The sequence below is a fragment of the Arthrobacter sp. TJ-238 genome (assembly GCF_058269215.1).
In genome coordinates, this window is sequence record NZ_JBZCNH010000006.1 from 166,425 (window position 1) to 180,953 (window position 14,529).

The following is a 14,529-nucleotide window of genomic DNA, read 5'->3' on the forward strand; positions in this document are numbered from 1 at the left end:
GGTGCTCCTTCGCAGGGCCCGGGCCCGGTCGTCGATGGGTGCTGCGGCCGGCACCCGCGCGGCCCGCTGCGTCAGTGGCCCACAGTAACGTTGACGCTGTGAATGATCTATTCAGCGCGGCGGCGGACGACGACGACGCGCCCTCCGCCGGTAGCCGCGTCGCCGGCGCCGGGCGGCCGCGCAGCCCCCTGGCGGTCCGCATGCGCCCGCGCTCGCTGGACGAGGTGGTCGGTCAGCAGCACCTGCTGGGCCGCGGGTCGCCCCTGCGCACCCTCGCCGGCGAGCACGACCCCGGCGCGCACGCGGCGCCGTCGTCGGTGATCCTGTGGGGCCCGCCGGGAACCGGCAAGACGACGCTGGCCCACGTGATCGCACGCGGCCAGGGGCGGACGTTCGTCGAACTGTCCGCCATCACCGCAGGCGTAAAGGACGTACGGCGGGTCATGGACGAGGCGCTGACCTCCCGCGACCTGTACCGGCAGACCACGGTCCTGTTCCTCGACGAGATCCACCGGTTCAATAAGGCACAGCAGGACGCACTGCTGCCCGGCGTGGAGAACGGGTGGGTGGTCCTGATCGCGGCCACCACCGAGAACCCCTCCTTCTCCGTGGTGTCGCCGCTGCTCTCGCGCTCGCTGCTGCAGACCCTTCGGCCGCTGGACGAGGCGGACATCCGCGGCCTCCTCGAACGCGCCGTCCACGACGAGCGCGGCCTCGCCGGCACGGTGGAGGTGTCGCCGGACGCGCTCGAGCACCTCGTGCGCCTGGCCGCGGGTGATGCACGGCGCGGGCTGACGGCCCTGGAGGCCGCCGCCGGCGTCGCCCGGTCCGAGCGTGAGACGCACGACGCGCACGCGGGCGGTCCCGGGCAGGACCGCCTCACGACCGCCGCGGGAACCGACGACGCGGAAGGCGCGGAGGACGCGGAGGACGGGGACGGCCGGGCTGAGCTGCTGCCCGTGCTGGTGACACTCGACCACGCGGAGAAGGCCGTGGACGTCGCCGCCCTGCGCTACGACCGCGCCGGGGACCAGCACTACGACGTCGCGAGCGCATTCATCAAGTCGCTCCGGGGATCGGACGTGGACGCGGCCCTCCACTACGTCGCACGGATGCTCGAGGCCGGAGAGGACCCTCGCTTCATCGCTCGACGGCTCATGATCTCCGCGGCGGAGGACGTGGGGATGGCGGATCCGACGGCGCTGCAGACCGCCGTGGCCGCCGCCCAGGCCGTCCAGCTGGTCGGCATGCCCGAGGCCCGCATCATCCTCGCCGAGGCCGTGGTGCACATCGCCACCGCGCCGAAGTCCAACGCCGCCTACAACGGCATCAACGCCGCCATCGCGGATGTGCGGGCGGGTCGCGGCCAGGGCATCCCCGCCCACCTGCGGGACGCGCACTACCCCGGGGCGTCGCAGCTCGGACACGGCAAGGGGTACGTGTACTCGCACGACGAGCCGCACGGGATCGCCCTGCAACAGTACGCCCCCGACGACCTGGTGGGACGGGACTACTACGAGCCCACGGACCGCGGCACGGAGAGGGACATCTCCGCGCGCCTCTCGCGGCTGCGCAGGATCATCCGCGGGAGGTAGCGGGAGGTAGCGGGAGGTAGCGGGAGGTAGCGGGAGGTAGCGGGAGGTAGGGGGCGGCAGGGGCGGCAGGGAGGCGGGCCGCGGCCTGACCGGTGCGGCCGATTCGGCCGGCCGGCCCGCGCACTGCTAATATTGGTCGCTGACTGGCAAGTCGTCGTGTACCAGCCGTCCTCCCATGCTCCGCAGCAGGTCTCCTGCCGCGTGGCGAAGGTGGTGGCCAGGGTCGCGGCGGACTGTAGTACCGGGAAGCGGCCAATCCCGGCTCTCCGCAAGTGGAGGCCAGCGACACCAGGAAGTGCGGACGCCCCCGTGGCGCAAGTCCGCTTCTTCGCCGCAAAAATCATCGAAAGGTAAACGTGGCTAACAACACACGTGCCCGCCGCAAGGTCCGCATCTCGCGGGCCCTCGGCATCGCCCTCACCCCGAAGGCGGAGAAGTACCTCGAGCGTCGGCCGTACGCGCCGGGCCAGCACGGCCGCGCACGTCGCAAGCAGGACAGCGACTACGCCGTACGTCTGCGCGAAAAGCAGCGTCTGCGCGCCCAGTACAACATCCGCGAAGCGCAGATGGCCCGGATCTTCGAGGAAGCCCGCCGCACCGCAGGCCTCACCGGTGAGAACCTGATCGAACTGCTCGAGATGCGTCTCGACGCCCTCGTGCTGCGTGCCGGGTTCGCCCGCACGAGCGCCCAGGCCCGCCAGCTCATCGTGCACCGTCACATCATGGTCGACGGCGCCCGCGTGGACCGCCCGTCGTTCCGCGTCTCCGAGGGCCAGCTCATCCACGTCCACAGCCGCAGCGAGACCATGGTCCCGCTCCAGGTTGCGGCCGCCGGTGCGCACCGCGACGTCCTTCCCGCCGTCCCCGGCTACCTGGATGTCCAGCTCGACAAGCTCCAGGCACGCCTCGTGCGTCGCCCGAAGCGCTCCGAGGTCCCCGTGACCTGCGAAGAGCAGCTCGTCGTCGAGTACTACGCACGCTAGTCCCCCCACCCGGCGGACCAGTCCGCCGGACCGTGAGACGCGTGAACGAAGAGCCCGTGGCACCCGCCACGGGCTCTTCGTTCTGTAAGGTACTAAGAGCAAGAATTCCCGTGCCCGCCCTCGGAGGCGGCCCCCGCGTAAAGGAGACCGCCCATGTCAGGTGGAGATATAGCCGGCCTGATAGCTGCTGGCGTGTTCGCCGTCCTGGTCCTGCTGCTGGCCGTGCCCATCTGGAAGCTCGGCCGCGTGTTCGACGAACTGCGCAAGGCCATCCGCACCGTCACCGACGAGACCACCCCGCTGATCGGGGAGGTCACGAGCACCGTGAACACCACGCACCAGCAGCTGAAGGCGGTGGACGGCATCACCTCGAACGTGTCGGACGCCTCGGCCAATATCTCCGCCCTCTCGTCGCTGGTCGCCGCCACGATCGGATCACCGCTCATCAAGGTGTCCGCGTTCTCCTACGGCGTCCGGTCGGCCCTCGCAGGCCGCACGTCCCCCGCGCGCCGCCGCCGCAGCCGCTAGCCCTCAACGAACCGGAGAGAACGATGATCAGAAGAGCCTTCTGGCTTGCCGCCGGCATCACCATCGGCGTCGTCGCCGTGCGCAAGGTGTCGCAGGCGAAGTCCACCCTCGGTCCCGAGGGCCTGAACCGGGCCGTCGGCCAGATCAGCGACAGCATCGCCGACTTCGCCGACGCCCTCCGGTCCGCCATGACCGAGCGCGAGAACGATCTCCGCGCCGCACTCGGCGTCGAGGCCCCCGCTGCGCCTGCGGCCTCGGCTGCCCCCGGCGCCGACGACGTCCCCGCCTCCCGCCGCTCCCTCCGCTAGCCGCGGGCGGCCGGACCGCCGCCGCACCTCGCCGGTGCCATCCGCGCGCATGGCACCCGGGACCCGCCCTCGAGCGGCCCGGCGTCCGTCCGTGCCCACGCAGCATCGTGCCCCGACCCTGAAGGATCCCCCATGAAGTCCCACGAGATCGCCAGCCGCTGGCTGGGCTACTTCGAGAAGAACGGGCACACCGTCGTGCCCTCTGCGTCGCTCATCTCCTCCGACCCGTCGCTGCTGTTCACCGTCGCCGGGATGGTGCCCTTCATCCCGTACCTGACCGCGCGCGAGGTCGCCCCCTACGCCCGGGCCACGAGCGTCCAGAAGTGCATCCGCACGGGTGACATCGAGGAGGTCGGCAAGACCGCCCGCCACGGGACGTTCTTCCAGATGTGCGGCAACTTCTCCTTCGGCGACTACTTCAAGGCCGAGGCCATCCGCATGGCCTGGAACCTCCTCACCAGCGACGTGGCCGACGGCGGCTTCGGCCTGCCTGCCGAGCGCCTGTGGATCACGGTCTACCACGAGGACGAGGAAGCCCTGCAGATCTGGCGCGACAGCATCGGGGTACCCGCCGAACGCATCCAGAGGATGGGCAAGAAGGACAACTACTGGTCCACGGGCCAGCCCGGCCCGGCCGGTCCCTGCTCGGAGATCTTCTACGACCGCGGGCCCTCCTACGGTGTCGACGGCGGCCCCGAGGCGGACGACACCCGGTACGTCGAGATCTGGAACCTCGTCTTCATGCAGTACCAGCGCGGCCAGGGCACCGGCAAGGACGACTTCGAGATCCTCGGCGAGCTGCCGAAGAAGAACATCGACACAGGGCTCGGGCTCGAGCGCCTCGCCATGATCCTGCAGGGCGTCGAGAACATGTACGAGACGGACCAGGTGCGTCCCGTCCTCGACCGGGCCGCGGCGCTCAGCGGGAAGACCTACACCAGCGCCGAGTCGCCCGACGACCCGCACCACACGGACGACGTCCGCATGCGCGTGGTCGCCGACCACATCCGCTCCTCGCTGATGCTCATCGCCGACGGCGTGACCCCGTCCAACGAGGGCCGCGGCTACGTACTGCGGCGCCTCATCCGCCGGGCCGTCCGCGCCATGCGCCTGCTCGGCGTCGAGAAGGCCTGCCTGCCGGAACTCCTCCCCGCGTCACGCGACGCGATGAAGGGCGTCTACCCCGAGGTCGAGCAGGACTTCGAGCGCATCAGCCGCATCGCCTACGCCGAGGAGAAGGCGTTCCTGCGCACCATCGCCTCGGGCACCGCTCGGCTCGAGGAAGCCGTCCGCGAGTCCCTCGCCGAGGAGCGGCCGCTCTCCGGTCAGGACGCCTTCACCCTTCACGACACCTACGGCTTCCCGATCGACCTGACCCTCGAGATGGCGGAGGAGGCGGGCCTCGCCGTCGACGCCGACGGCTTCCGCTCCCTGATGCTCGAGCAGCGTCAGCGCGCCCAGGCCGACGCCCGCGGGAAGAAGGCCGGCCACGCCGACCTCTCGGTCTTCACCGAGCTGCTCGGCCGCGGACAGACCGTGTTCACCGGCTACGACGAGCTCACCTCCGAGGCGACCATCCTCGGCCTGCTGACCAAGGGGCAGTCGATCCCCAGCGCGCTCCAGGGCGACGAGATCGAGCTGGTCCTCGACCAGACCCCCTTCTACGCGGAGGCGGGCGGCCAGGCCGCCGACGTCGGGCTCATCACCGGCGACGGCTTCGTCGTCGAGGTCCTCGACGTGCAGCGGCCCATCAAGGGACTCAGCGTGCACCGCGCCGTCGTCCGCGAGGGCGAGGTGGTGCAGGGCGCCACGGTGACCGCCGCCGTCGACCGTCAGCGCCGCCACGCGGGGGAGCAGGCCCACTCGGGCACGCACATCGTCCACGCCGCCCTCCACGAGATCCTCGGCCCCGAGGCCCTGCAGCGCGGGTCCTTCAACAAGGCCGGGTACCTCCGCTTCGACTTCTCCTGGGGCGAAGGCATCAGCGCCGCGGCGCGTTCGGAGATCGAGGAGGTCTCCAACATCGCGATCCGCAACAACTACGAGGTCGAGACGAAGATCATGTCCCTCGCCGACGCGAAGGCACTCGGAGCGACCGCCCTCTTCGGCGAGGCGTACGGTGACACGGTCCGCGTGGTCGAGATGAACGCCGACTTCTCCCGGGAGCTCTGCGGAGGCACGCACGTGGCGTCCACGTCGCTCATCGGCAGCCTCACGCTGCTCGGTGAGCAGTCGGTCGGCTCGGGCAACCGGCGCGTCGAGGCCCTCGTGGGTCTGGACGCGTTCCGGCACCTCGCCGCCGAACGCGCACTGGTCTCGGAGCTCTCCGACATGCTGAAGGTGCCGTCCGCGCAGCTGCCCGAACGGATCTCCGCGACCCTGGCCAAGCTCAAGACCGCCGAGCGGGACCTCGAGCGGCTCCGCAGGGAGCAGCTCGCCGTGACCGCCGGGTCGCTCGTCGACACGGCAGTCGACGTCGACGGCGTGCGACTCATCGCGCACGACGCCGGAGAGGTCAGCGGCGCCGACGACCTGCGCACGCTGGTCCTCGATCTGCGCGGCCGTCTCGGGTCGGAGGCCGCCGTCGTCGCGGCGACGGCAGTCTCACAGGACCGCCCGCTCGTCCTCGTCGCCACCAACGAGGCCGCCCGCGCCGCCGGCGTGAAGGCCGGGGCGCTCGTCCGCACCGCGGCGAAGATCCTCGGCGGCGGTGGTGGAGGCAAGGATGACGTCGCGCAGGGCGGCGGGTCGGACGCCTCACGCATCCCCGATGCGCTCACCGCCATCCGCACTGCCGTGGCGGAACGCTGACCGCCGTGACGGCAGGCGAAGGCGGGGGAGCGGACCCCGACACGAGCGGGTCCGCCCCCTACCCTCACGGGCCGAAACTCGGCGTCGATGTCGGGCAGGTCCGCGTGGGCCTCGCCGGCTGCGACCGGGACGGGCTGCTCGCCACCCCCATCCGTACCCTCAAGCGTGACGCGCGCCGGAACAGCGACGTGAGGATCCTCGTGAACGAGGCCCTCGAGCGTGAAGTGGTGCAGATCATCATCGGGCTGCCGAAGAACCTCAGCGGGCGGGAGGGCTCCTCGGCCGAGATGGCGAGGACGTATGCGGCGCTGGTCGTCGAGGAGCTCCAGCGACAGGCCCAGCCGGTACCGGTACGGTTGGTGGACGAGCGGCTGAGCACCGTGTCGGCGCACCGCTCGCTCCACGCGGCTGGTCTGAGCAGCCGTGAGCATCGTAAGGTTGTAGATCAGGTGGCAGCCGTCGAAATTCTCCAGCATGCCATCGACACGCAACGTTCACGCGGACGGGACGTGGGGGATCCGGTTCCTGTGCGTGACGCAGAGGGCGCCCAGAGCCCATTGCTGACCCCTACAGAGGAGCCGGTTATCAAGGACAGTTCACCCAGCAGGAGGGATCCGGAGTCGTGAACGACCGCACCCGCCATTCCCCTGCCGCCCACGGATCCGGCGGGCAGAACCCCGCCTACGACGACGGCTACGCGCACCCCGACCCCGTCGAGCAGTTCTTCGAGGACCAGGACACGCCCCGCCGTAGCCGCCGCCCCCAGCCGTCGAACACCAAGCGGCGCAGGCGCCTGAGGCGCACCGTCGTGATGCTCGTGGTCCTGATGCTCTTCGCGGGCACCGTCTACGGTGTGGCACTCATGCTGCGCGACATGCTCGGCCTGAACGACGTCACCGACTACGCCGGTCCCGGAGGCGAGGAGACCGTCTTCTCCGTCACCGAGGGCGCCGGTGCCCTGGCCATCGGTAACGGGCTCGAGAGCGCCGATATCGTCGCCGACTCCGCCACCTTCGTGGAGGCCCTCGCGGTGATCGCCGACGGCCGCGAGGTCCAGCCGGGCGAGTACGAGATGCGCCTCCAGATGCCCGCGGCCGCCGCGGCCGAGGCGCTCCTCGGCGAGGACCCCACGATGGTGTCCTACGCCGCCGTCGCGCGTGACCTGCGCCAGGGCGAGGTCTTCGACATCCTCAGCACCTCCACCGGCATCCCGCGCACCGAGTTCGACGCCCTTGCCGCCGACCCCACGCAGTTCGGCCTCCCGCCGCAGGCACTCTCGCTCGAGGGCTACCTGCACCCGGGGGAGTACCGGTTCGACGTCGAGGCGACCGCCACGGACATCATCACCGAGATGGTCACGGCGACCACCGACCGCCTCGCCGAGGACGGGGTGACCGACCCGTCCGAGCAGTACAGGATCCTCACCATCGCAAGTATCGTGCAGGCCGAGGCCCAGCAGGGGGACTACGCCACGGTGGCGGGGGCGATCAACAATCGGCTCACCCCGGGCAACACCGAGACCAGCGGCTTCATCCAGTCCGACGCCTCCGTGACCTACGGTCTCGACAAGCGCAGCTACCAGCTCACGGACGAGGAGAAGCGGGACACCTCCAACCCGTACAACACCTACGCGAACCCGGGCCTGCCGAAGGGCCCCATCGGTTCGCCCGGCGACGAGGCCATCGACGCGACGGTCAACGCGGCGGACGTGCCCTTCTACTTCTGGGTGACGGTGGACCTCGACACCGGCGAGACGAAGTTCTCCGAGACGTACGCGGAGCACCTGAAGTACGTCGACGAGTACCTCGCGTGGTGCACCGACCACCCCGGACGGTGCGAGTAGGTGGGCGGGTAGGTGACGGTTCCGGCGGCGCCCTCCCGGGCCGCCGTGATCGGGTCGCCCATCGGGCACTCGAAGTCCCCGCTGCTGCACGCGGCCGCTTACCGGGCCCTCGGCATCGGGTGCTCGTACACGGCGGTCGACGTCCCTGAGGCGAGCCTCGACGCGTTCATCGCCGGTGTGAGGACCACGCCCGGCTGGCGCGGCCTGTCCGTCACCATGCCCCTCAAGAGCGGCGTGGCGCGGCTCGTAGACGTCGTGACGGAACCGGCCGCCGTCCTCGGCGTCGTCAACACCGTGGTCGTCGGCCCCGCCGTCGGCCTTGGCACCGGCCTCACCGGGCACAACACCGACGTCGTCGGTGTGGCGAACGCGCTGGCCGCCGCCGGCGTGCAGGATCCGGACGCTCCCGTGATCCTCGGCGGCGGCGGCACGGCGGCGGCCGCCGTCGCCGGTCTCACCCGGCTCGGCGCCTCCACGGTCCGTGTGGCCGTCCGGCGGCCCGAGGCTGCGGCCGACCTCCTGCGCCTCGGGGGTGCGCTCGGCGTCGACGTCGTGCTGGTGCCCTGGCCGGGTGCCGCAGACGCGGTGGCGGAGGCCGGCGTCGTCGTCTCCACGCTCCCCCCGCGGGCTGCCGACCCCCTGGCCGCCACGCTCCTGGCGGACCCGCGATTCCGCACCCGGGGGGTCCTGCTCGACGTCGCCTACGACCCGTGGCCCAGCGCCCTCGCGTCGGCGTGGCAGCGGGCCGGCGGGCGGATCGTGCCGGGCCTCGACATGCTGCTCCACCAGGCCGTGGAGCAGGTTCGACTGTTCTTCCCCGACGCCTTCCCCGACACCGCACACGGCCGCGCCGCCGTCCTCGATGTGATGTGTGACGCGGTAGGGGTGGCGCGGCGCTGATCCCCGTGCCGCCGCATGGCAGTATGGAAGCCATGTTGCGTTGGTTGACGGCAGGAGAATCCCACGGCCCCTCCGTGGTCGGCATCATCGAGGGGATGCCCGCGGGCGTGGCCGTCACGAGCACCGACGTGCAGGAGGCCCTCGCCCGCCGTCGCCTCGGCTACGGTCGCGGGGCCCGCATGAAGTTCGAACAGGACCAGGTCCGCATCCTCGGCGGCGTCCGCCACGGGCTCACGCAGGGCGGGCCCGTGGCCATCGAGGTCGCCAACACCGAGTGGCCCAAGTGGGAGAAGATCATGGCGGCCGACCCCCTCGAGGGTGAGGACGCCGCCGAGCTCGCCGCCTCGGCCCGCAATGCGCCCCTCACCCGACCCCGGCCCGGGCACGCCGACTTCACCGGCATGCAGAAGTACGGCTTCGACGAGGCCCGTCCGGTCCTCGAGCGGGCCAGCGCCCGGGAGACCGCCACCCGCGTGGCGCTCGGGACCGTGGCCGCGCGGTTCCTCGCCGGGCTCGGCATCCACCTCGTCAGCCACACGGTGTCGATCGGCTCCGTCTCCGTGCCCGAGGACGCACCCCTGCCGGTGCCGAGCGACGTGATCGCCCTCGACACGGACCCGCTGCGCTGCTTCGACCGGGACACCTCCGACGCCATGGTCGCGGAGGTCGACGCCGCCCACAAGGAGGGCGAGACGCTCGGCGGCGTCGTCGAGGTGGTCGCCTACGGGCTCCCACCCGGACTCGGCAGCTACGTCCACTGGGACCGGAGGCTCGACTCCCGCCTCGCCGCGGCCCTCATGGGTATCCAGGCCATCAAGGGCGTGGAGGTCGGTGACGGCTTCCTCACTGCCGCGCGCCGCGGCACCGCCGCCCACGACGAGATCGTCCGGAACGACGACGGCAAGATCGTTCGCCTCTCCAACCGCGCCGGCGGCATCGAGGGCGGCATGAGCATCGGCGACGCCCTGCGCGTCCGCGCCGCGATGAAGCCGATCGCCACGGTGCCCCGCGCGCTACGCACCGTGGACGTCAGCACCGGCGCCGCGGCCCGCGCCCACCACCAGCGCTCCGACGTGTGCGCGGTCCCCGCGGCCGGTGTGGTGGCCGAGGCGATGACGGCGCTGGTGCTCGCGGAGGCCGTCACCGAGAAGTTCGGCGGCGACTCCCTCGCCGAGACGGCCCGTAACCTGCGCGGCTACCTCGAGAGCATCCCGGAGTTCCTGGACTCCGCCGGAGTCTGATGCCGGGCAACCGTCGGGTGGTCCTCGTGGGCCCGATGGCCGTGGGCAAATCCGCGGTCGGCCGCGCGCTCGCGCGGCGCACGGAGGCACGGTTCGTCGACACGGACCGCGTCATCGCGGAGCGGCACGGCAGCATCCCCGAAATCTTCGCCCGCGGCGGCGAAGAGGCGTTCCGCGCCCTCGAGGCGGAGGTGGTGGGCGAGGCCCTGGCCGCGGACGGGGTCGTGGTCTCCCTCGGTGGGGGAGCCGTGCTCCATCCCGGCACCCGGGCGCTCCTGGCGGACGCCGTCGTGGTCTTCCTCGACACCGACCTCGCGACCGTGCTGCCGCGCATCAGGGCGGACACGGGACGGCCGCTGCTGGCGGGCCGGCCGGCGGAGCGGTGGCAGGAACTGTACGACGCGCGGCGACCTGTGTACGCGGCGGTGGCGACCGCCGTCGTCGACACCCGCGGCCTCACCGTGGCCGCGGCGGCCGACGCTGTGCTGCGCGCCCTGGCCGAGAACGACACCCCGAACGACAGCCCGAACGACAGCCAGACGGGCACCCCGAACCACACCCCGAACGACACCCCGAACGACACCCCGAACGACGAGAGCGGAACCGACCCCCATGGCGACTGACGAACCAACCATCATCCCGGTGACCGGCAGCACCGTCGAGGGCAGCTACGACGTCGTCGTGGGCCGGGGACTGCTCGGCCGGCTCCCCGCGATCCTCGGCGAACGCGTGCGCCGCGTCCTGGTCATCCACCCGCGGGCGCTCCGCGCCACCGGGGACACCGTCCGCGCCGAACTCGCCGACGCGGGCTTCACCGCCGTCACGGCGGAGATCCCCGACGCCGAGGAGGGCAAGCACATCCAGGTGGCCGCGTTCTGCTGGCAGGTGCTCGGCCAGAACGACTTCACCCGCTCCGACGCCGTCGTCACGGTCGGCGGCGGGGGCGTGACCGACCTCGGCGGCTTCGTCGCGGCGACCTGGCTCCGCGGCGTCCGGGTAGTGCACCTGCCCACGAGCCTCCTCGCCATGGTCGACGCCGCCGTGGGCGGCAAGACCGGCATCAACACGGCCGAGGGCAAGAACCTCGTGGGCTCCTTCCATCCGCCCGCCGCCGTGCTCGCCGATCTCGACGCGCTGGCCACGCTGCCGAAGAACGAGCTCGTCACCGGGCTCGCCGAAGTGGTCAAATGCGGCTTCATCGCCGACCCGGCCATCCTCGACATCATCGAGCAGGACACCGACGCCGCGACGGACGGCACGTCTCCCGTGCTGCGGGACCTCGTGGAGCGCGCCATCCGCGTGAAGGCCGACATCGTCTCCGAGGACCTGCGCGAAGCGGGCCGCCGCGAGTACCTCAACTACGGGCACACGCTCGGGCACGCGATCGAACTCGCCGAACGGTACTCGTGGCGGCACGGCGCGGCCGTCTCCGTCGGCCTCGTGTTCGCCGCCGAGCTCTCCCGCATGGTCGGGCGTCTCAGCGACGCGGACGCCGACCGTCACCGGACCGTCCTCGAGTCCCTCGGCCTGCCCGTCACCTACCGCCGGGACCGGTGGGCCTCCCTCCTCGACGGCATGCGCCGCGACAAGAAGTCTCGCGGAGACCTGCTCCGCTTCGTGGTCCTCGACGGCATCGGCCGCCCCGGCATGCTCGAGGTCCCCGACACCTCCCTCCTGTTCGCCGCATACCAGGAGATCGCCTCCTGACCTGTCCACCCCGCCGGGCGTCGGACGGGCCCAGCGGGCCGCCGCGCCGCGCAGGGTAGACTGGTCACTGGACTTTTAGCGGGCTTCCCCGCGCCCGCCGCGCCCCGGCCGGCCCATCCATCAGCGAAACCGACGAAAGTGAATCTGTGGCGACCACGAACGACATCAAGAACGGCACTGTGCTGAAGCTCGAGGGCAACCTCTGGAACGTCCTCGAGTTCCAGCACGTCAAGCCCGGCAAGGGTGGCGCCTTCGTCCGCACCAAGCTCCGCAACATCCTCTCCGGCAAGGTCGTCGACAAGACGTTCAACGCGGGCCTGAAGATCGAGACGGCCACCGTGGACCGCCGCGACTACCAGTACCTGTACAAGGACGGCGAGGACTTCGTCTTCATGGACACCACGGACTACGACCAGATCACGGTGCCCGGCAAGACCGTCGGCAACGCCGCGAACTTCATGCTCGAGAGCCAGATGGCCACCATCGCCATGCACGAGGGCTCACCGCTCTACGTCGAGCTGCCCGCCTCCGTGACGCTCGAGATCACCTACACCGAGCCGGGCCTCCAGGGCGACCGCTCGACCGGCGGCACCAAGCCCGCGACCGTCGAGACGGGCCACGAGATCCAGGTCCCGCTGTTCCTCGGCACCGGCACCAAGGTCAAGGTCGACACCCGCACGGGCGAGTACCTGGGACGCGTCAACGAGTGAGCGCACGCAGCAAGGCCCGACGCCGGGCCCTGGACATCCTCTTCGAATCCGCGCAGCGCGGCATGGCGGCACTCGAGGTCATCCGCGCGCGCCGTGAGAAGACGGACATGGTCATCGCGGACTACACCGTGGACATCGTGGAAGGCGTCCTGGAGCACCAGGAGCAGATCGACGAGTTCCTCAGCACCTATTCGCAGGGCTGGACGCTGGACCGCATGCCGGCCGTCGACCTGATGCTCCTGCGCATCGGCTGCTGGGAGCTGCTGTACAACGACGACGTCCCCGACGGCGTCGCGGTCAGCGAAGCCGTGGAGCTCGCGAAGATTCTGTCCACCGACGAGTCGCCGAAGTTCATCAACGGGCTCCTCGGGCGCCTGCAGCAGCTCAAGCCCACGCTGCTCGCCTGACCCTGCCGGGAAGCCCCTGCCGAGAAGCCCCCGTGGTCCGCCGCATGCGGACCGCGGGGGCTTCGCCGTCTGTCCGGGGCTTTGCCGTGCCGGGGGCGGCACGGGACCCGCTCGTCGCGCGCGCAGGCGGGTACCGCCGAGGGACGCCCGCCCCACGTCCGGACGCGACGGCGGTCAGCGGGCCGCGGACGCCAGCTGGAACATCCGGGCCCGCCGCCGGGTGACCTCCTCGAGCAGGGCGCGTTCCTCCGCGGCGTAGTCGGCGTCGCTCCGCCCGCCGAGCACGCGCTGGCGGGTGAAGGCGATGCGTGAGCCGGTGCGGATGAACTCGCGCATGTCGTTCTTCGCGCCCACCGAGTCCGCCCAGGCGAGTGCCTGCGACCGGCCCGGGCGCGTGGCGAGCATGCGCACCTCCTCCGGGGTGAACCAGCCCGCGCGCGCGTAGTCGCCGAGCCGGGCCTCCGTGAGGCGCCGTTCGGAGCGCCGGAGCAGGACGACGGCGACGACGGCGGCGACGAACAGCGGCACCTGCACCACGAGGTAGAAGAGCAGGAAATTGTCGAACAGGACGAGGGCGCCGCCGTTCCACAGCATGTGGCCCGCCAGGGCCGGGATGAGCCCCAGCCCGAACGCGCCGAGGATCCTTGCGTTGCCGCCGCCGCGGCTCACCGCCCGGCCGACCACGAAGCCGAGCAGCGCGGTGAACATGACGTGCGCGAAGGGGGAGAACAGGCCCCGGAGGATGAAGACGCCCACGACGGCACTGACGGTGCCGGTCTCCATGACGGCCGAACCGAAGTACAGGATGTTCTCGGTGAAGGCGAAGCCCGCCGCGATCGTCCCGGCGTAGACGATGCCGTCCACGGGCCCGTCGAAGTGGCTGCGGCGCGTGTAGACGAGGATCAGGACCCCGAGGCCCTTGGCGAACTCCTCGACCAGCGGTGCCTGCAGGACGGGCCCGATCACCTCGGGGGACGTGGTGCTGAGGGCGCTGCCCAGCAGATCCACCACGTAGGTGCCGAGCAGCAGGGTGACCACCACGGAGGTCCCGGCGCCCCAGAGGAACGCGAAGAGCAGGGCGCCGCGCGGTTCGGGGTCCCACCGGTCGATCCAGCGCAGGCCGAGCAGGCAGATGCCCAGCGGTACGAGGGCGAGGATCCCGCACAGCAGGAACGCGGACGGTCCGAGGGACAGGGAGAGGAACAGGAGCACGCCCGCCACCACGAGGGCCGCGAGGATCACGAGGATGACGTTGAGCACGCCACCCCGCCGCGGCGGGGGCTGGTTCCACACGGGCTGGAACGGCGGCCCTGCGGACCGGGCGGGGGCGGGCTGGTGGCGGCGCGTCGTCGTCGTGCTCCACCAGCCCTCGTGCTGCTGGTCGTGGTCCTGCGGTCGGTGCCCGTAGCCCTGGGGGCCGGTCCGCTGCGGACCGCCTGGGCCCGTTCCGGGGGTGTTCATAGCCATGAGGCAACCCTAGGGGCAGGCGGCGCTGT

Annotated in this window: 14 protein-coding genes; 13 read left to right on the plus strand and 1 reads right to left on the minus strand. The window is 71.4% G+C overall.

Annotated elements, in window-relative coordinates:
- Positions 1 to 98: 98 nt before the first annotated feature.
- The 13 genes from AC4D2O_RS14200 to nusB all read left to right on the plus strand — a co-directional run bounded on the left by AC4D2O_RS14200 (position 99) and on the right by nusB (position 13,033).
- Positions 99 to 1,595, plus strand: a complete 1,497-nt coding sequence (locus AC4D2O_RS14200) for a replication-associated recombination protein A (RefSeq protein WP_490907989.1) — start codon at positions 99 to 101, stop codon at positions 1,593 to 1,595.
- Between the two features lie 356 nt (positions 1,596 to 1,951).
- Positions 1,952 to 2,578 (plus strand): 30S ribosomal protein S4, encoded by a 627-nt coding sequence (gene rpsD, locus AC4D2O_RS14205; protein WP_087075826.1) that lies wholly within the window; start codon positions 1,952 to 1,954, stop codon positions 2,576 to 2,578.
- Positions 2,579 to 2,731: 153 nt separating this feature from the next.
- Complete coding sequence (locus tag AC4D2O_RS14210) at positions 2,732 to 3,106, plus strand: DUF948 domain-containing protein (RefSeq protein WP_490907990.1); 375 nt, start codon at positions 2,732 to 2,734, stop codon at positions 3,104 to 3,106.
- A gap of 23 nt (positions 3,107 to 3,129) precedes the next feature.
- Complete coding sequence (locus AC4D2O_RS14215) at positions 3,130 to 3,414, plus strand: hypothetical protein (RefSeq protein ID WP_490907991.1); 285 nt, start codon at positions 3,130 to 3,132, stop codon at positions 3,412 to 3,414.
- Between the two features lie 132 nt (positions 3,415 to 3,546).
- Positions 3,547 to 6,225 (plus strand): alanine--tRNA ligase, encoded by a 2,679-nt coding sequence (gene alaS, locus AC4D2O_RS14220; RefSeq protein ID WP_490907992.1) that lies wholly within the window; start codon positions 3,547 to 3,549, stop codon positions 6,223 to 6,225.
- 5 nt (positions 6,226 to 6,230) lie between these two features.
- Positions 6,231 to 6,851 carry a Holliday junction resolvase RuvX gene (ruvX, locus tag AC4D2O_RS14225; protein ID WP_490907993.1) on the plus strand — a complete coding sequence of 207 codons (621 nt, stop codon included), beginning with the start codon at positions 6,231 to 6,233 and terminating at the stop codon, positions 6,849 to 6,851.
- Positions 6,848 to 8,068 carry an endolytic transglycosylase MltG gene (gene mltG / locus AC4D2O_RS14230; protein WP_490907994.1) on the plus strand — a complete coding sequence of 407 codons (1,221 nt, stop codon included), beginning with the start codon at positions 6,848 to 6,850 and terminating at the stop codon, positions 8,066 to 8,068. Before ruvX ends, mltG begins: the two co-directional genes overlap by 4 nt.
- Positions 8,069 to 8,080: 12 nt before the next feature.
- Positions 8,081 to 8,968: a shikimate dehydrogenase gene (locus tag AC4D2O_RS14235; RefSeq protein ID WP_490907995.1), complete on the plus strand. Its 888-nt coding sequence runs from the start codon at positions 8,081 to 8,083 to the stop codon at positions 8,966 to 8,968.
- A gap of 32 nt (positions 8,969 to 9,000) precedes the next feature.
- Positions 9,001 to 10,209, plus strand: a complete 1,209-nt coding sequence (gene aroC / locus AC4D2O_RS14240) for a chorismate synthase (RefSeq protein WP_490907996.1) — start codon at positions 9,001 to 9,003, stop codon at positions 10,207 to 10,209.
- Positions 10,209 to 10,832 carry a shikimate kinase gene (locus AC4D2O_RS14245; protein WP_490907997.1) on the plus strand — a complete coding sequence of 208 codons (624 nt, stop codon included), beginning with the start codon at positions 10,209 to 10,211 and terminating at the stop codon, positions 10,830 to 10,832. Before aroC ends, AC4D2O_RS14245 begins: the two co-directional genes overlap by 1 nt.
- Positions 10,822 to 11,916 (plus strand): 3-dehydroquinate synthase, encoded by a 1,095-nt coding sequence (gene aroB, locus AC4D2O_RS14250; RefSeq protein ID WP_490907998.1) that lies wholly within the window; start codon positions 10,822 to 10,824, stop codon positions 11,914 to 11,916. Before AC4D2O_RS14245 ends, aroB begins: the two co-directional genes overlap by 11 nt.
- 146 nt (positions 11,917 to 12,062) lie before the next feature.
- Positions 12,063 to 12,626: an elongation factor P gene (gene efp, locus AC4D2O_RS14255; RefSeq protein ID WP_104050627.1), complete on the plus strand. Its 564-nt coding sequence runs from the start codon at positions 12,063 to 12,065 to the stop codon at positions 12,624 to 12,626.
- A complete protein-coding gene (gene nusB / locus AC4D2O_RS14260; RefSeq protein ID WP_490907999.1) occupies positions 12,623 to 13,033 on the plus strand; it encodes a transcription antitermination factor NusB in 411 nt (136 codons plus the stop codon). The genes efp and nusB overlap by 4 nt, the downstream gene beginning before the upstream one ends.
- Positions 13,034 to 13,207: 174 nt before the next feature.
- On the opposite strand, the gene AC4D2O_RS14265 is transcribed toward nusB, so the two are convergent.
- Positions 13,208 to 14,500: a PrsW family intramembrane metalloprotease gene (locus tag AC4D2O_RS14265; protein ID WP_490908000.1), complete on the minus strand. Its 1,293-nt coding sequence runs from the start codon at positions 14,498 to 14,500 to the stop codon at positions 13,208 to 13,210.
- Positions 14,501 to 14,529 lie beyond the last annotated feature (29 nt).